The following is an 18,356-nucleotide window of genomic DNA, read 5'->3' as shown; positions in this document are numbered from 1 at the left end:
GTCTACTCCACAAATGCCAACGGTCGCGCGACAGATTCGAGCGATTTTCGCTCGGCCGCGACGGCATAGCGCCACGCGACGGCTGCGGCGACCAACATGAGTGCCGACCCCAAGAGGTAGCCGGCGAAGACGCTGTTGCGCGATCCGGTGTCGATCAGCACGCCGAACAGCGCCGGTCCGATCACACCGCCGATACCGGTGCCAACCGCATAGAAGACGGCGATCGCGAGCGCGCGGACCTCCAGCGGAAACGTCTCGCTGACGGTGAGATAGGCGGCGCTCGCCGCCGGCGAGGCGAAGAAGAAGATCACCATCCAGGCGATGGTCTGGGTCTGCGCGCTGAACACGCCGATCGAGAATAAATAGCCGGACACCGCCAGCAGCACGCCGGACACGCTGTAGGTCAGCACGATCATGGTGCGGCGGCCCAGCGTATCGAACAGCCGGCCGAGCAGCAGCGGCCCGAGGAAATTGCCGGCGGCAAACGGCAGGATGTACCAGCCGACATTGCTGGCGGCGATGCCGAAGAAATCTGTCAGGATCAGCGCGAAGGTGAAGAAGATCGCGTTGTAGAAGAATGCCTGCGCGGCCATCAGCGTCAGCCCGACCAGCGAACGCTGCCGGTAGGTGGAGAACAGTGTCACCGCGACCTCGTGCAGCGGCGTGTGATCGCGCATCCGCAGCTTGATCTTCTCGAAGCCCTCGCTCCGCTGTTCGTGGCCGAGCACGGAGGTCTCGATATCGGCGACGATCTTGTGGGCTTCTTCGGGGCGGCCGTGGATCATCAGCCAGCGCGGGCTTTCCGGAATCCACATCCGCATCAACAGCACGACAAGGCCGAGCACCGCGCCGGTGAAATAGGCGATCCGCCAGCCATGGTCCGGCGCAAGGAACGCCGGATCGAGCAACACGATCGCGCTCACCGCACCGATCGCGGCGCCGATCCAGAAGCTGCCATTGATGACGAGATCGGTCCAGCCGCGATAGCGCGCCGGGACCAGCTCCTGGATGGTTGAATTGATCGCGGTGTATTCGCCACCGATGCCGGCGCCGGTGAGGAAGCGAAACAGCGCATAGCTTGCGACATTCCACGACAGCGCGGTCGCGGCGGTCGCCGTGAGATAAACCGCCAGGGTGATGAAGAATAGCTTCTTGCGCCCGATCCGGTCGGTGAGCCAGCCGAAGCCGAGCGCGCCGAGCACGGCGCCGGCGAGATAGGCGCTGCTGGCAAGCCCGACATCGGCGTTGGAGAAGCTCATCGTCGGGCTCTCCTTCAGCGCCCCCGACAACGCGCCGGCGAGCGTCACTTCAAGCCCGTCGAGGATCCAGGTGATGCCGAGCGCCAGCACGACGCGGGTGTGAAACCCGCTCCAGCGGAGATTGTCGAGCCGAAGCGGAATCGAGGTCTCGATGATGCGATCGTCATTCGGCGTGACCGGAGCCACGGCCTCGTGCGTCGCGGAGTTCATCTGTGTCGGCTGCAGTGTCATCAGAATCGGCCAATGAGAAAAACCCCGGAACGATGTGTTCCAAGGTTCACTCTCCCGGAATTGCGGCAAACCGAGTGCCCGCCACGCGACCTCAACGCCGCAGGCCGGCAAGGGTTCCCGCATTGCGGCATGGGTAGTCGAGTTGAAGCACGGGTTCGGACGGGATTTGGCTCGCCGTCTCGTCAACCAACGGCGTCATCCCGGCGCACGCCGGGACGACGATCATTGATTGGCAAGCGTGCGCACTACGCCGCGCGGATGTTCGCCATGAAGCGGTCGAGCTCCTCGCGCAGCCGCGAGCTCTCGACCGACAGCGAGCGAGCCGAGTTCAGCACCTCTTCGGAGGCAGCACCCGTCTCGGTGGCGCCGCGATTGACCTGGGTGACGCTGGAGGCGGCTTCCTGGGTGCCTTGCGCGACGTTCTGCACGCTGCGCGCGATCTCCTGCGTGGCCGCGCTCTGCTGCTCGACCGAGCTTGCAATGTTGGTCGCGATCCCGGAGATCTGCCCGATCGTGCCGCCGATCTCCTTGATAGCGGCGACCGATTCTTGCGTTGCGGCCTGCATGCCGGAGATGTGGCTGGAGATCTCGTCGGTGGCGCGCGCGGTCTGGCTCGCCAGCGACTTCACCTCGGAGGCGACCACCGCGAAGCCACGACCCGCATCGCCGGCGCGCGCGGCCTCGATGGTGGCATTCAGCGCCAGCAGATTGGTTTGCTCCGCGATCGCCGTGATCAGCTTGACCACATCGCCGATCTCCTGCGCGGCGCGCGACAGCTTGCCGATCCGCGCATCGGTCTGCTCAGCCTGACGCACGGCCGAATCGGCGATCTGGCTGGATTCCTTGGCGCGGCGGCCGATCTCGTCGACCGACGCCGACAATTCCTCGGTCGCAGACGCCACCGACTGCATGTTGCTGGAGGCCTCTTCCGACGCGCCGGCGACCTGGCTCGACAAGTTCTGCGTGGTCTCCGCAGTCCGGGTCAGTGTACCGGCCGCGGATTCGAGCTGCACGGCGGAAGCCGACACGTTGGAGACGATCGCGCCGACCGCGGATTCGAATTCGTCGGCAAAGCGAATCAACTCGTTGCGCCGCGCGGTCGCGCTCGCCTTGTTCTGCGCTTCCTGGGTCGCGGCGTCGCGTTCAGCCTTGGCGACCGCCTGGACCTTGAACTCTTCCACCGCACCGGCCATCTCGCCGAGTTCGTCGCGGCGGCCGAGGCCGGGCAGCACGACGTCGAAATTACCGGCTGCGAGCTCGCGCATTGCCGCACACATCGCCGCGATCGGCCGTGAAATCCCCTTGCCGAGCAGGAATGCCCACACCAGCCCGAGCACGAAGCTGCCGGCCGCGAGCATCAGGATCAGCTGCTCGGTGTCGCCGATCATGGTGTGCGATTCGGTCTCGAGCCGCTTCTGGTCGGCGAGCAAATCGGACTTCATCGCCGCCGCGCCCTGGCTGATGGCAGCCGCGGATTCCGTCATCTCGACCGTCAACTCGTCGATCGACTTCGCATTCGCGATCAGCTTGGCGAGCGCCTCGCGGTACTCTTCGAGCAGGCCGGTAATGTCCTTCACGCTCTGGGTGATCCGCTCGTCCTTCGAGGTGATCGCCTTCACCAGATTGTCGGCGAATTTCAAGCGGGCGAGCGCGCTGGAGGCGACGGTCTTGTCGCCATTGACGACGAAGGTGTTGACCGCGCCGGTGATCGACAGCAACTGGTCGGCCACCTTCTTGGCGCCGAACTGGATCGATTGCAGCTCGGAATCATCGGCGTTGCTCGGGAGATCGTCGAGCTTGTAACGCATCGAGGTCGCGCTGCGCGTCAGCTTGTTCTGCGCGGTCAGCGCGCTGTCGTCCTTGATGCGGACGATCTCGGCAAAGATCTTGGTGAAGGCGCGGAATTCGCGCTCCAGCTTGGTGACCTGCTCGAGCCGGGCCGGATTGGTGGTGCCCTTCATCGATGCCACGATGGCATCCTTCAGGCTGGCCTCGGCGGCGAGCGCGGCCTTGGCGTCGTCCTCCTTGCCGGTGGCGACGTAGTAGCGCGCCAGCGAACGGTAGGAGATCAATTCGCGGTCGATGTTGCGGGCGAGATCGGCTTCCGCGACGCTCTGGCGATAGGAGCCGACGCCGCCGGAGACCCGCTCGAAGCCCATATAGGCAAAGCCCATGGTGGCTGCCGACAGCGCCAAGGTGACGGCAAAGCCGAGCATGATCTTGGCGCGGAATCTGAGGGTTGGGAACCTGATCGACAACGATCGCTTCAGTCCCGGCATTCCAACCCCCGTCTTCATTCTGAAAACCACGCGGGGTCCGGCAGCAACCTGCCCCAGCCCCCGGAGGGCAAAACTAAGGCAGAATCAATAAGGCCCGGTAAATGGGCAGCGGCTCCACCCGTATCGGCCCAGTACTACCTTGGTCGGGCCAGGGGGGTGGGCAAGGTGATTGACGCGCGGGTCCGGCCCGATAGTTTAGAACCGATCAAACCTGACCCTGCCCGGGCCAGGACAACACATCGGGAGGTGTCCCATGTCATCGCGTCGAGCGGCGCCGTTGGCGCTCGCGGCGAGCCTGGCTGCCGGCGAAGTCGGCCGGCCAATGACATTTCCCCTCACGACCTAGAATATAAAGGCAGGCCCGGCCACAACCGATCGCGGCAGGCCCCGTATGCCCTTAAGACCCGCGCTGTCACGACCGGCCGCGCCAAGAAAAGCAAAAAATTCTGGTCAGGGAGAACGCGTTTGGCGAAGCAGAACGGCAGCGCCACCGACAGCATTGTCGTGGTGCAGGCAAAGACCGATGGGCCGCGGGAGGCGGCCGAGGAGATCGCGCGCCAATTGGCGGCGACTGATCTCGCCATGCTCGTGGTATTCGTGTCGCCGTTCTACGATCCGCAGCAATTCATCGCCGAACTGTCGCGGCGGATGCCCGATGTTCCGATCTTCGGCTGCACCACCGCCGGCGAATTGTCACCGGGCGGCTGGGATGAGGACAGCGTCGTCGCGATGGGCTTCGTGGCGGCCGATTTCGTCATCGCGGCCCGGCCGTTGTTCGACGTCTCGACCTTCCGGGTCGACCACGGCCGCTCGATCTGCACCGAGTTGCAGCACGAATTCGCGCAACGCACCGAGCATTGCGACCACACCGACGAGTCCTTCGGACTGCTCTTCATCGACGGCATGTGCCAGCGTGAGGAGACCATCATGTCGGCGATCTACGCCTCGCTCGGCGACATCCCGGTGGTCGGCGGCTCCGCCGGCGACGGGCTGCGGTTCGAGAAGTCCTGGGTCTTCCATGACGGCAAGGCCCATAGCGATGCCGCCGTCCTGATTCTGATCCGGACCCGGCTGCCGTTCCGCACCTTCAAGTGCGACCATTTCGAGCCGACCTCGACCAAGATGGTGGTGACCGAGGCCGACACCGAGCACCGTATCGTCAAGGAATTGAACGCCGAGCCGGCGGCGCTAGAATATTCCCGCGCCGTGGGTCTCAGCAACAGCAAACTCGAACTGTTCTCGTTCGCCGCGCATCCGGTGCTGGTCCGGGTCGGCGGCGCCTATTACGCGCGCTCGATCCAGCGTACCAATCCCGACGGGTCGTTGCAGTTCTTCTGCGCGATCGACGAGGGCATGGTGCTGACGGTGGCGCGCGAGCGCGACCCGATCGACGTGACCAGCCGCCTGCTCAAGGAGCTGACCGAGGATCTCGGCGAGGTCTCGATGTTCATCGGCTTCGAATGCGTGCTGCGCCGGCTCGACGTCGAGCAGCGCCAGCTGTCACGCGAGATGTCGGAGCTCTATCGCCGCAACAAGGTGATTGGCTTTCAGACCTATGGCGAGCAATATCGCTCCATGCATGTCAACCAGACGCTGACCGGCATTGCCATCGGCAAGCGGGCGATCGCGCCGCAATGACCGACAGCAAGACCACGCGCATTGCAGCCCTCGAACGCGAAGCCGAGAAGCTGCGCAAGATCAACGCCGCGCTGATGTCGCGCGTCGAACGGTCGACCGACCAGCAGCTCAACGCCTTCTCGCTGTTCGAGACTGCGATTGCGCTGGACCAGCAGGTGCGCGACCGCACCCAGCAGCTCAAGCAGGCGCTGCAATCGCTGGAGAAAACCAATGGACGCCTGCTGCAGGCCAAACAGCAGGCCGAGGCGGCGAGCTCGCTGAAATCATCGGTGCTGGTTTCGGTGACCCACGACCTGTTGCAGCCGCTCAACGCGGCACGGCTGACGCTGTCCGCACTCGCTGAAATGGCCACCGAGCCGAAGAGCGTTGCGCTGACCGACCAGATCGACCGTTCGCTGGCGACGCTGGAAGACATGCTGCGGACGCTGCTCGACATCTCGAAGCTCGATGCCGGCGTGCTGCGACCCGAATTCGGCCCGGTCGCGATCGCCGCGCTGTTCGAGGCGCTGGAGCAGGAATTCGTCGCGACCGCCGCCAAGCGCAACCTCGGCTTCCGGATCATGCCGTCGTCTGCAGTGGTTCGCTCCGATCCGCTGATGCTGCGCCGGATCCTGCAAAACCTCGTCGCCAACGCGCTGCGCTACACCCATCGCGGCACCGTGCTGATGGGATGCCGCGCCAGGGGTGACGACATCTGCATCGAGGTGCATGACACCGGGCCGGGCATCCCGGAAGCCCAGCGCGAGGCGATCTTCGTCGAATTCCAGCGCGGCGAGACCAGCGCCGGCGACAAGGCCGGCATCGGGCTCGGGCTTTCGATCGTGCGCCGGTTTGCCGATCTGCTCGGCCATGACATCAGGCTGAATTCGCACGCCGGCAAGGGCTCGGTGTTCTCGGTCACCGTGCCGCGCACGCTCGATCCGGTCGCGATCCCCGTGCGCGAGCAGGCCAGCGTCGACTATCGCTACGGCGGCATGGAAGGCGCGAAGATCCTGCTGATCGAGAACGACCTGTCGAGCGCCGAGGGTCTCGCGCATCTGCTGGAGAAATGGGGCTGCGACGTCGCGGTGACGATCTCCAAGACCGAGGCGCTCGAGCGCATCCATGCGCTGGACGGCATTCCCGACGCCATCATCGCCGATTTGCATCTCGACAATGGCGAGACCGGCATCCAGGCCGTCGATGTGATCCGCGGCGAGATCAACGCCAAGGTCCCGGCGATCATCGTCACCGCCGACTATTCGGCCAAGGCCGCATCCGACGTCTCCGCCTTCGGCCATGAACTCCTGAAGAAGCCGATCAAGCCGGCCGAGATGCGCTCGCTGCTGTCGTTCCTGCTGGCGGCGGAGCAGTCCGGCGCGCGGCTATGATTCGGCGTTGTGCGGCGAGGCCGTTACCGGCGCATGGTCGTGCTTGCCGAAATCGAGCTTCGACAGCGCGATGATGGCCTCGGTCCGGCTGCGCACGCCGAGCTTGCGCAGGATCTCCGAGACATGCACCTTCACGGTGGTGACGGAGATATCGAGCTGATAGGCGATGTGCTTGTTCTGCAGCCCGCGGCAGATCATGTCGAGCACGCGCAGCTGCTGGGCGGTGAACTGGCCGAGCTGCTGCATCAGCTGCTTGGTCTCGGCCTGCGCCTTCCGTGCGGCGGCGGTATCGCGGAAACGCGTCGGCAGGCACACCTCGCCCTCGAGGATGCCGCGCAATAGCCGCGCCAGCTCGACCTTCGGCGTCGATTTCGGGATGTAGCCGGAGATGCCGAGCGAGATCGCGCCGCCGACGATCCGGGAATCGTCATGCGCCGACACGATCACCAGCGCACTGCGCGGTGCCGCGGCCCGCACCCTGTACGCACCGAGCAGCCCCGTGGTCCCTGGCATCGACAGATCGAGCAGGATCAGATCGAGCCCTTCGCGCGCGGCGATCACATCCAGCGCGCCATCGATCGAGGTCGCCTGCAGCACCTCGACATCAGGAAATTCGGCCTCGATCACGCCGATCAAAGCGGCACGGAACAGCGGGTGATCCTCGACGATCAGCAGTCGAGGCGCACCCGCCTTCTCGAGCGGCGGCTGGTCCGCCAGGGGCGCGGTCGTGGTCAACGCTGCGCCGTCCTCCTTCGGATCGCTTGTGACAGCCATGATGCGCACGACGTTATCCCAAAGCTGAGCGGCAGCCTATAGGCAGGACGTTCAATGCAATCGCCTCGTGATGCAGCAAGCTAGGGCGCCTTCTCTGCCTTCGCACCCGAGCTGGTCTCGAGGACCGGAAGCGGAATCTTGCCGAGCTCGATGATCGCCTTGTTGCGGCTGAACAGCTTCAGCTTGCGCAGGATCTCGGTGACATGCGCCTTCACGGTGGATTCCGCGAGCTTGAGTTCGGAGGCGATCTCGCGGTTCTGCAGGCCGCGGATGATCAGATGCAGCACACGAATCTGCTGCGGCGTCAGCTTCTGGATCCGCTCACGCAGCGTCCGCGCGGTTTCGGATTGATCGAGTGCGCCGACCGCGACGAAATCGCGCGGCGCCGACACCGATCCGCTCAGCACGCGCGCGATCGCCTGCGACAGCTCCCCGAGCGAGGTCGACTTCGGCAGATAGCCGACGGCGCCCATTTCCAGCGCTTCGCGGATGGTGTGCTTGTCCTCTTCACTGGACACGATGGCGATCGGCAGTCGCGGATAGCGGTCCCTGATCTTCTGGAAGCCGGAGAAGCCGACGACGTCGGGCAGCAGCAGATCGAGCAGCGCCAGATCGATATTCGGCTCGCTGGCGAGGATGCCGAGCGCGCCCTTGATCGAGGTGGCCTCATAGATCCGGGCATCGGGGTGCGAGATGCGGATGGCGTTGCCAAGCGCTTCGCCAAACAGGGGGTGATCGTCGATGATCAGGAACCCCATCATGAGGACCCTCGCACTGCTGTTCGCCTAGTTCCCGCCGGTGTCCTGCACGCTCTGCAGATAGGCATATACGTTTCTGAGCTCATCGTCGCTGAAGACGTCCTTCCAGGCCGGCATGCCCTTGGCTGGCCGCCCGTCATGGACCGTCTTCCAGAATGTCGATTCCATCTCGTCAGCATAGCGCTTCTTGAGCAGCCTGAGATCGATCTTTCGCTCGGCTTGCACTGCGTCAGGACCATGGCAATGGGCGCAGGTTCCGTTGAACACCTCCCGGCCCGCCTTTGGATCCCCCTTGGCATCCCCTTTGGCATCTCCCTTAGCATCCCCGGTGGTCGCGGCGGTCTGGACCGGTTTCTCGGCCGCGGCCGCCTGCCCAACCGTGACAGGCTCGCTTGTCCCGACTGACGAAGTCGTCGCCCGATCCGCCTGGCCGAACTTCACCGGGGCGCCGTTCGGCACGCCATATTTGGCAAACAGCGCGGCAATATCCGGCCCGAGCGACGGCAGCACGCCGTCGACCTCGTCGCGCAGCGCGCCGGACGCCTTGGCAAAACCGATCGCGGTCGCCCAGAGCAGGCCGTCGCCCTCGGTCGACACGATCTGATACTTGTCGCCGTAGCTGGTCTTGTTGAGCCAACCCGCCACCGGCGCCCAGATGAACGCGACATCGACCTTGCCCTGTTCGAGGGCCGTCATGCCCTCCTCCGGGCTGAGCACGGTGACCTTCCGGATGTCGTCACGCATCGCAAGCAGGTTCTGCGGCGTCGACTGATATTGCACCGCAACCCGCAATCCCTTGAGGTCGTCGATGGCGGCGAGCTTGCGATCCCTGGCGCCGACCAGCGCATAACCTTCATGGGCGATCGGCTTCGAGAAGATCACCGAAGGCCCCATGAAATCGTCGATCAGCGGCAACCCGACCATGGCGTCGCACTGCTTGCTGAGCAGCGTCTCGCGCACGGTGCGCTTGCCGAAATAGGACTTGTACCAATTATAGCTCACCGTGCGGCCGAGCTTTTGCGCCACCGCCTGGCCGATCTCGAGATAGAGGCCGGGCTTGCCCGGTTCGTCGCTTGAGAACGGCAGGTTGGTCGGATCGGCGCAGAGCCGCAGCGGCGGTTTTGCTTCGTCCGCGCCGGCCGACAGGGCCGGCGCAAGAAGCGCGGCGGAGAGCAGCACGGTCCGGATCGCCTTGCCCAACTGTACGCTACGCGTTGAGCTCGGCACTTCATTCGACTTGATGCTGGACACGGACAATGCTGCCTCCATTACGCGATGGTTACTGCAGGGCGAACACGAACAGCGAACCGCCTTCCGGCGCCGCGGCGACCATCTTCTTGCCGATGTCACCGAGGAAGGCCGGCAGCGCCGCGGTACGACCGACCACGATCGCGACATACTGCTTGCCGTCGACCGAATAGGTCACCGGTCCGGCACCGATGCCGCTGCCGAGGTTCTTGCTCCACAGCACCTTGCCGTTCTTGGCATCGATGGCGCGGAAGTCGCCGTGCAGATTGCCCGAGAACACCAGATTGCCACCGGTCGTCAGCGTGCCGCCGTTGAAGGGTAGGTCTTCCTTGATGCTCCAGACCTTCTTGTTGGCCACGGGATCCCAGGCCACGAGTTCGCCGAGGAAGCCGCCGGGACCGGGCTTGGTCGGGAATTCGGCGCCGAGATAGAACACCCCGCGCTTGTAGTTCACGTCGGAGACCGACCAATCCATGCAGACGTTGTTGCTCGGGATGTAGACGAGGCCGGTCTGCGGGTTGAACGACATCGGCTGCCAGTTCTTGCCGCCGATCAGGTTCGGGCAGATGTCCTTGGCGGGGTGGCCCGGGCCGGGACGCTTGTCCGGATCCTCTTCCGCCCGCATCGTGTTGATGTCCCACTTCTTGGCCCAGTTCGCGAACACATACTTCTCGGCCGAGATCACCTTGCCGGTCTCGCGGTTGGCCACGAAGAAGAAGCCGTTGCGGTCCGCCTTCATCAGGACCGGCGTCTCGGCGCCCTTGATCTTCAGGTCGGCGAGCAGCAGTTCGTTGACGCCGTCATAATCCCAGGCATCGGCCGGCGTGCCCTGGATGTGCCACTTGATCTTGCCGGTGTTGGGATCGATCGCCAGCGTCGAGGCGGTGTAGAGGTTGGTCAGCTTGCCGAAATTGCCGTCGCCGGTGGAGCGCACGCCGGTATTCCACGGACCCGGATTGCTGGTACCCCAGTAGACCGTGTCGGACTTGGCATCGTAGGAGCCGACCAGCCAGGCGGCGCCGCCGCCATGCAGCCCGGTGTCGCCCTTCCAGGTGTCGCTACCGGGTTCGCCGGGCGCCGGGACCGTGTAGGTCTGCCAGAGCAGCTTGCCGTCCTTCAGCGAGAACGCCTGCAACGCACCGCGGACGCCATATTCGCCGCCGCCGAAGCCGGTGATGACCTTGTCGCGGACGATCAGCGGCGGCGAGGTGATCACCGATCCCTGCTTGTAGTCGACGACGGTCGAGGTCCAGAGCTCCTTGCCGGTCTCGGCATCGAGCGCAGTCAGTTTGCCGTCGAGGCGGCCGACGAAGATCTTGCCGTCGGCGTAGGACACGCCGCGGTTATTGACGTCGCAGCAGGCGTATTGAAGCACGTCATCCGGAATATCGGGCTGCCAGGTCCATTTGCGCGCGCCGGTCGCGGCGTCGATCGCATAGACGTATTTCGGACCCCACGAGGTCGAGACATACAGGTTCTTGCCGATCACCACCGGCGACGATTCGTTCGAACGCAGCGACGCGAGCGACAGCGAGTAGACCAGCTGCAGCTTGCCGGCATTCTCGGAATTGATCTGCTTTAAGGGGCTGAAACGCGTATTGCCGTAGTCGTGACCGGCGATCGCCCATCCGTTCGGATCGGACACCGCCTTTGCGACGGACTCATTCGCGTTCGACGCAGCCATGCCTGCCATCACCATGGCGACCAGCGACACGCCGGCAAAGAAAATCCCGCTCCTCAGCTTCATTGGCTTCCTCCAATATGGTTTCGTTGCCGCGATGGATACATCGCGCGCGCGTCTCTCTACCCAAATGCATGGATCAGCGATCTTCTGTCGCTACATCGGCGATGAAAATGCCAGCAACGCCTCTGCGTCGTTATAGGCGGAAGGTAGTAGCAATCACGACGACGAATTTTGCGCGCCGCAAGCCGCGTCAGTCGGCCCAAAATCGCTTGCGCCGCAGCGCATTTTCGTCACGCCGGAGCACGCCGGCAGCCGCTTGCAAATTGCCCATCGAACGGCCGCCTGCTAGGATCAGAGGTACAGCCCGGAGCCTTCGTGACAGGGCCGCAACTACGACTTTGATCGCGGTTACGTCCCAAATGAAGCGTGGTCTACTGGGCCCATAACGAAGCTATTGGGAGAAACGCGTGTCTACAGTCAAACTGACGGTAAACGGCAAGGCGGTCTCGGTCGACGTCGAGGACCGAACCCTCCTCGTGCACCTGTTGCGCGAAAATCTGAACCTCACCGGCACCCATGTCGGCTGCGATACCAGCCAGTGCGGCGCCTGCGTCGTCCATGTCGATGGACGGGCGGTGAAATCCTGCACCATGCTGGCCGGCCAGGCGGCAGGCTCCAACGTCACCACGATCGAAGGCCTCGCCAAGGGCGACGAGCTGCACCCGATGCAGGCGGCGTTCCGCGACAATCACGGCCTGCAGTGCGGCTATTGCACCCCCGGCATGATCATGTCCGCGGTCGATATCGTGCACCGCCATGGCGGCAAGCTCGACGAGGAAACGGTTCGTCACGAGCTCGAAGGCAACATCTGCCGCTGCACCGGCTACCACAACATCGTCAAGGCGGTGCTCGACGCTGCCGGCCGCATGAAGGTCGCGCAGGCCGCCGAATAGCAGCTCGCGCAGCGCATACGATCAAGCTCATCACCGCCGATCTCGATGGAAACGGCGGCAAATCGAATCTCCGGTCGGGAGGACTAGACCATGGGTGTTGAAGGAATTGGCGCACGCGTCGTGCGCAAGGAAGATCGCCGGTTCATCACCGGACAAGGACGTTACGTCGACGACGTTAAAATGGTCGGCATGAGCTACGCTCACTTCATCCGCAGCCCGCATGCACATGCCAAGGTCAAGGGCATCAATTCCGCTGAGGCCATGAAGATGCCCGGCGTGATCGCGGTGCTGACCGGGCAACAGATCGTCGACGACAAGGTCGGCAATCTGATCTGCGGCTGGGCAATCACCTCGAAGGATGGTTCGCCGATGAAAATGGGCGCGTGGCCGGCGATGGCGCCGGAAACCGTGCGCTTCGTCGGACAGGCGGTCGCGGTCGTGATCGCCGAAACCAAGAACCAGGCCAAGGACGCGGCGGAAGCCGTTGTCGTCGATTACGAAGAGCTTCCCGCGGCGGCCGACATCAAGGCTGCCATCAAATCGGGCGCACCGCAGCTGCATCCCGAGGCCCCCGGCAACATCGTTTATGACTGGCATCTCGGCGACGAAGCCGCGGTCAAGGATGCGTTCAGCAAGGCCGCCAATGTGGTGACGCTGGACCTCACCAACAACCGCCTGGTGCCGAATGCGATGGAGCCGCGCGCAGCGGTCGCGCATTACGACCAGGCCGAGGAGCACTACACGCTCTACACGACGTCGCAGAACCCGCACGTCGCCCGCCTGGTGCTGTCGGCGTTCTACAATATCGCGCCCGAGCACAAGCTGCGCGTGATCGCCCCCGACGTCGGCGGCGGCTTCGGCTCCAAGATCTACATCTATCCGGAAGAGATGGTGGCGCTGTGGGCCTCCAAGAAGGTCAATCGTCCGGTGAAGTGGACCGGCGACCGTTCGGAAGCCTTCCTCACCGACGCGCATGGCCGCGACCATGTCTCGAAGGCGGAGCTGGCGTTTGACAAGGACAACAAGATCCTCGGCCTGCGGGTGAAGACCCACGCCAATTTCGGCGCCTACATGTCGCTGTTCTCGTCGGCGGTGCCGACCTATCTCTACGCGACGCTGCTGTCGGGCCAATACGTGATCCCGGCGATCTATGCCGAGGTGATCGGCGTCTACACCAACACCACGCCGGTCGACGCCTATCGCGGCGCCGGCCGTCCCGAGGCGAGCTATCTGATCGAGCGGATGATGGAGACCGCGGCGCGGCAGTTGAAGGTCGATCCGGCCGAGCTGCGCAAAAAGAACTTCATCACCACGTTCCCGTATCAGACGCCGGTCATTATGGCGTACGACATCGGCGACTTCCACGCCTCGATTGATGCGGCGATGAAGGCGATCGACTATGCCGGCTTCCCGGCTCGCAAGGCCAAGGCGAAAGCTGACGGCAAGCTGCGCGGCATCGGCCTCTCCTGCTACATCGAGGCCTGCGGCATCGCGCCGTCGAAGGCGGTCGGCAGTCTCGGCGCCGGCGTCGGCCTGTGGGAATCGGCTGAGATCCGCGTCAACCCGGTCGGCACTATCGAGGTGCTCACCGGCTCGCACAGCCACGGCCAGGGCCACGAGACGACGTTCTGCCAGATCATTGCGGAGCGGCTCGGCGTGCCAATCAGCCAGGTCTCGATCGTCCATGGCGACACCGACAAGGTGCAGTTCGGCATGGGCACCTACGGCTCGCGCTCGCTCGCGGTCGGCGGCACGGCGATCGTGAAGGCGATGGAAAAGGTGGAGGCGAAAGCCAAGAAGATCGCGGCACATGCGCTCGAGGCGTCCGAGAGCGACATCGTGATCGAGAACGGCGAGTTCAAGGTCACCGGCACCGACAAGGCGATCGCGCTGCCGATGGTCGCGCTCGCGGCCTACACCGCGCACAATCTGCCTGACGGCATGGAGCCCGGCCTGAAGGAGACGGCGTTCTACGACCCGACCAACTTCACCTTCCCGGCCGGCGCCTATATCTGCGAGCTCGAGGTTGATCCCGGTACCGGCAAGACCTCCTTCGTCAACTTCGTAGCAGCAGACGATTTCGGCCGGCTGATCAACCCGATGATTGTCGAAGGCCAGGTTCATGGCGGCCTCGCCCAGGGCATCGGCCAGGCGCTGCTGGAAGGCGTGGTCTATGACGACACCGGCCAGCTCGTGACCGCGTCGTTCATGGATTACACCATGCCGCGCGCCGACGACCTGCCGTCGTTCCAGCTCTCCCACACCACGACGCTGTGTCCGGGCAACCCGCTCGGCGTCAAGGGCTGCGGCGAAGCCGGCGCGATCGGCGCCTCTGCTGCCGTGATCAACGCGATCACGGACGCCATCGGCAACAACAAGCTGGAAATGCCGGCGACGCCCGATCGCGTCTGGCACGCCATTCACGGTTGAGGGAGGATACGATGTACGAGACCAATTATCACCGCGCATCCTCGATCGACGATGCCGTGGCGCAGTTCGCCAAGGGCACGGACTCCAAGTTCCTGTCCGGCGGACAGACCTTGCTCCCCGTGATGAAGCAACGGCTTGCGGCACCATCCGACGTGATCGACGTCGCCAAGATCAAGGACATGATCGGCATCGACGTGTCCGGCGACACCGTGACCATCAAGGCCGCGACCACGCATTACGACGTGGCGCAGAGCGAGGCCGTGCAGAAGGCGATCCCGGCGCTCGCGCACCTCGCCTCGATGATCGGCGATCCGGCCGTGCGTCATCGCGGCACGATCGGCGGCTCGCTCGCCAACAACGACCCGGCGGCGGATTATCCGGCGGCGGTGCTGGCGCTCGGCGCGACGGTCAAGACCAACAAGCGTTCGATCTCGGCGGAAGACTTCTTCAAGGGCCTGTTCACGACGGCGCTCGAGGATGGCGAGATGATCACCGCGGTGTCGTTCCCGGTCCCGGCCAAGGCGGGCTATGCCAAGATGCGGCATCCGGCCTCGCGCTTCGCGCTGACCGGCGTGTTCGTCGCCAAGACCAAGGCAGGCGACGTTCGCGTCGCCGCGACCGGCGCGTCGCAGAGCGGCGTGATGCGGGTGGCGCCGATCGAGCAGGCGCTGAAGGCGAACTGGGCGGCCGCGGCGCTTGATGCCGTGATGATCCCGGCGAACGGCCTGCTCGCCGACATCCACGGCTCGGCGGCTTACCGCGCGAACCTGGTGAAGGTGATGGGACAGCGGGCGGTGACCGCGGCCGGCTAGCCTCTATCCTTCCGGAACCTATGCAGACGGCGCGCAGCGATGCGCGCCGTTCGCGTTTTGCTGGCATTCCAGCCGAAAGAGCTTGCCACATCCCCCATTAGGCGAGAGAATTTAGCTAATCAGCTAATTAAAAATACCGTCGGACGGACGGCGCGGGGAGAGGACTTATGACGTTCGGCAGATCCAACGAACACCAATCGCCATGGCAACCGACCGCCAGGCCGCGCCTTTGACGGCCGCGCCGGTACGATTCCCCGCGTCGGACAACTGAACACGCCCCTTTCGAATACTTCCCTTTAGCAACAACGGAACAACAACGTGCTCGACAAGCCCGCCTCCCAAACCGCCGCTCGCACCTCGGGCCCGCTCACCGGCTTCCGCATCGTCGAATTCGCCGGCATCGGCCCCGGCCCGTTCGCCTGCATGCTGCTCGCCGACATGGGTGCCGAGGTCATCACGCTGGACCGGGTCGGCGCGGGCAAGAATCTGAAGGCGGTCGCGACCCGCGGCCGCAAGGTCATCGAGCTCGATCTCAAGAACAAGGCGGCGATCGCTGAAGTGCTCGATTTGCTCAGCCATGCCGACGCGCTGATCGAAGGCTTTCGTCCCGGCGTGATGGAACGCCTTGGCCTCGGCCCCGATGTCGTGCTCGCACGCAATCCGAAGCTGGTCTACGGCCGTATGACCGGCTGGGGCCAGGAAGGCCCGCTGGCGAATGCCGCTGGTCACGACATCAACTACATCTCGATCACAGGTGCACTCGCTGCGATCGGCACCAAGGAGAAGCCGGTGCCGCCGCTCAATCTGGTCGGCGATTTCGGCGGCGGCGCGCTCTATCTCGTGGTCGGCGTGCTCGCTGCGCTCCTCGAAGCGCAGAAGTCCGGCAAGGGCCAGGTGGTCGATACCGCGATGTGCGACGGCGCGGCCTCGCTGATGTCGATGTTCTACGACATGGCCGCGCAGGGCCGCTGGAGCGGCGGCCGCGACCAGAATTTCCTCGACGGCGGCGCGCATTTCTACGGCGTCTACGAATGCTCCTGCGGCAACTTCATCTCGATCGGCTCGATCGAGCCGCAGTTCTATGCGCTGCTGCGCAAGCACGCCGACCTCACCGACGCCGACTTCGACGCCCAGATGGACCGCAAGGCCTGGCCGACGCTGAAGGCGAAGCTGGAGAAGGTGTTCAAGACCAAGTCGCGCGCCGATTGGTGCACGATCATGGAAGGCACCGATATCTGCTTCGCGCCGATCCTGACCATGGAGGAAGCCCCCAAGCATCCGCACATGGCGGCGCGCCAGGTGTTCGTCGAACGCCACGGCGTCACCCAGCCCGCGCCAGCGCCGCGCTTCTCGCGCACGCCGTCGGCGATCCGTGAGCCGGAATTGGCCAGCATCGGCGACGTGACCAGCGCGTGGAAAACGCGCTGAGCGACCAAGCCGCAAGTTAACCCGAAAGGCATCCAGGCAAGCGCGTCGTCCCGGGACGGCGCGCGAAAAGCCATTGCATTACGGCGCACCTCTTGCTTGTTGTCGGTCAAATTGACGCAGGGGTGCCTTATGAGCCGTATGCCAGTGAACCGAATGCCAAATGATCGCCCGCCGCCCTCGCAGACCATGCGGGTGGGCGCCGCGATCCTCGGCAACGCGCTGGAGTTCTACGACTTCACCGTCTATGCGGCGTTCGCCACCTGGCTTGCGAAAGCGTTCTTCCCTGCGGAAAATCCGAGCACCAGCCTGCTGCTGTCGGTCGCAACGTTCGGCGTCGGCTTCGTGGCGCGGCCGCTCGGCGGCATCCTGATCGGTGCCTATGCCGATCGTTTCGGCCGACGCCCGGCGATGACCCTGACCATCTGGCTGATGGCGGTCGGCAGCGGCATGATCGGATTGTTGCCGACCTACCAGCAGATCGGCGTGCTTGCGCCGATCCTGCTGGTGTTCGCGCGGCTGCTGCAGGGCTTTTCCGCCGGCGGCGAGATGGGGCCGGCAACGACCTATCTGCTGGAAAGCGCGCCGGCGCATCGCAAGGGATTCTTCGGCAGCTGGCAACTCGCGAGCCAGAACATGGGCAGCGTGATCTCGGGCCTGATCGGCCTGTTGCTGGCGTTCACCATCACGCCTGCCGCCACAGATAGCTGGGGCTGGCGTGTCCCGTTCCTGCTCGGCATCCTGATCGCGCCGGTCGGCTATTACATCCGCCGCAATCTCGACGAGACGATGGACGCCGAGGAAGCGCATGACAGCGTCGGTCGCGTGCTGTCCGACGTCATGTCGAACCATTGGCAGAAGATCGCGCTCTGCATCCTCCTGATCTCCGGCGCGACCATCTCCCAATATTTCTTCCTGTACACGGCGACCTACGCCATCAACACGCTGCACTACAGCCAGGGCTGGTCGATGGCAGGGAGCCTCGCGACCGGCCTCAGCGGACTGGTGTTCTCGCTGGTCGGCGGCGCGCTTGCAGACAGGTTCGGCGTGAAGACGATGGCCGTGGTCCCGCGCCTGATCGTGACGCTGCTCTTCTACCCGGCCTTGCAGCTTGTCATCTCGTCCGGCTCGCCGCTGGTGTTCGTGACGACCGCCGCATTCCTGATGGCGATCCACGCGATGTCGTCAGGCGCCGGCATCATCCTCATCCCGATGATATTCCCATCCGCCGTGCGGACGGCGGGACTTTCCATCGCCTACGCGCTGGGCGTGACCATCTTCGGCGGCACCGCGCAGATCGTGTTCACCTGGATCATCGGCGCTACCGGCGATAAGCTGTCATGGGTCTGGTACGTGATCATCATGAGCGTGATCAGCGTGCTTGCGACGCTGGCGATCAAGGTGCCCGCGACCTTGAAGGGCGGCTCCGAGGATACCGCACCGGCCACCGCTCTGGCCGGCGTGTCGCGCTAGATGCACAGAAGCGCGGCGGATC

The 18,356-nt window shown here is 64.5% G+C and carries 13 protein-coding genes; 7 read left to right on the top strand and 6 right to left on the bottom strand.

Going from position 1 to position 18,356, the window contains the following annotated elements; all coding sequences use genetic code 11:
* Positions 1-2 precede the first annotated feature (2 nt).
* Positions 3-1,469, bottom strand: coding sequence for an MFS transporter (locus JQ616_RS37910; RefSeq protein WP_212023341.1), 1,467 nt, complete (start codon positions 1,467-1,469; stop codon positions 3-5).
* A gap of 266 nt (positions 1,470-1,735) precedes the next feature.
* Positions 1,736-3,769: a methyl-accepting chemotaxis protein gene (locus JQ616_RS37905; RefSeq protein ID WP_212023286.1), complete on the bottom strand. Its 2,034-nt coding sequence runs from the start codon at positions 3,767-3,769 to the stop codon at positions 1,736-1,738.
* 465 nt (positions 3,770-4,234) lie between these two features.
* On the opposite strand from JQ616_RS37905, the gene JQ616_RS37900 reads away from it, so the two are divergent.
* Positions 4,235-5,407, top strand: coding sequence for an FIST N-terminal domain-containing protein (locus JQ616_RS37900; RefSeq protein ID WP_212023285.1), 1,173 nt, complete (start codon positions 4,235-4,237; stop codon positions 5,405-5,407).
* Entirely contained in the window at positions 5,404-6,777 is a 1,374-nt protein-coding gene (locus JQ616_RS37895; protein ID WP_212023284.1) for an ATP-binding response regulator, read from the top strand. Before JQ616_RS37900 ends, JQ616_RS37895 begins: the two co-directional genes overlap by 4 nt.
* On the opposite strand, the gene JQ616_RS37890 is transcribed toward JQ616_RS37895, so the two are convergent.
* From JQ616_RS37890 to JQ616_RS37875, 4 genes are all read right to left on the bottom strand, one after another.
* Entirely contained in the window at positions 6,772-7,551 is a 780-nt protein-coding gene (locus JQ616_RS37890; protein ID WP_249137838.1) for a LuxR C-terminal-related transcriptional regulator, read from the bottom strand. The genes JQ616_RS37895 and JQ616_RS37890 overlap by 6 nt on opposite strands.
* 80 nt (positions 7,552-7,631) lie before the next feature.
* On the bottom strand, positions 7,632-8,312 hold the full coding sequence (locus JQ616_RS37885; protein ID WP_212023283.1) for a response regulator: 681 nt from the start codon (positions 8,310-8,312) through the stop codon (positions 7,632-7,634).
* A 24-nt stretch (positions 8,313-8,336) separates the two neighbouring features.
* A complete protein-coding gene (locus JQ616_RS37880) occupies positions 8,337-9,560 on the bottom strand; it encodes a c-type cytochrome (protein ID WP_349630109.1) in 1,224 nt (407 codons plus the stop codon).
* A gap of 28 nt (positions 9,561-9,588) precedes the next feature.
* Entirely contained in the window at positions 9,589-11,304 is a 1,716-nt protein-coding gene (locus JQ616_RS37875) for a PQQ-dependent dehydrogenase, methanol/ethanol family (RefSeq protein ID WP_249137836.1), read from the bottom strand.
* Between the two features lie 404 nt (positions 11,305-11,708).
* On the opposite strand from JQ616_RS37875, the gene JQ616_RS37870 reads away from it, so the two are divergent.
* The 5 genes from JQ616_RS37870 (at position 11,709) to JQ616_RS37850 (ending at position 18,334) form a co-directional block, all read left to right on the top strand.
* Positions 11,709-12,194, top strand: coding sequence for a (2Fe-2S)-binding protein (locus JQ616_RS37870; protein ID WP_024583646.1), 486 nt, complete (start codon positions 11,709-11,711; stop codon positions 12,192-12,194).
* 90 nt (positions 12,195-12,284) lie between these two features.
* Positions 12,285-14,624: a xanthine dehydrogenase family protein molybdopterin-binding subunit gene (locus JQ616_RS37865; protein WP_212023281.1), complete on the top strand. Its 2,340-nt coding sequence runs from the start codon at positions 12,285-12,287 to the stop codon at positions 14,622-14,624.
* A gap of 11 nt (positions 14,625-14,635) precedes the next feature.
* A complete protein-coding gene (locus JQ616_RS37860) occupies positions 14,636-15,436 on the top strand; it encodes an FAD binding domain-containing protein (RefSeq protein ID WP_212023280.1) in 801 nt (266 codons plus the stop codon).
* A 318-nt stretch (positions 15,437-15,754) separates the two neighbouring features.
* On the top strand, positions 15,755-16,864 hold the full coding sequence (locus JQ616_RS37855) for a CaiB/BaiF CoA transferase family protein (RefSeq protein ID WP_212023279.1): 1,110 nt from the start codon (positions 15,755-15,757) through the stop codon (positions 16,862-16,864).
* 153 nt (positions 16,865-17,017) lie between these two features.
* Positions 17,018-18,334 (top strand): MFS transporter, encoded by a 1,317-nt coding sequence (locus JQ616_RS37850; RefSeq protein ID WP_212023278.1) that lies wholly within the window; start codon positions 17,018-17,020, stop codon positions 18,332-18,334.
* The last annotated feature ends 22 nt before the right edge of the window (positions 18,335-18,356 follow it).

Origin of the sequence: Bradyrhizobium tropiciagri (genome assembly GCF_018130545.1) — a bacterium.
In the GTDB taxonomy this organism is placed as follows: domain Bacteria; phylum Pseudomonadota; class Alphaproteobacteria; order Rhizobiales; family Xanthobacteraceae; genus Bradyrhizobium; species Bradyrhizobium tropiciagri_A.
The sequence above is the reverse complement of the archived record's forward strand: the minus strand, read 5'-3'. Positions and strand labels throughout refer to the sequence as shown.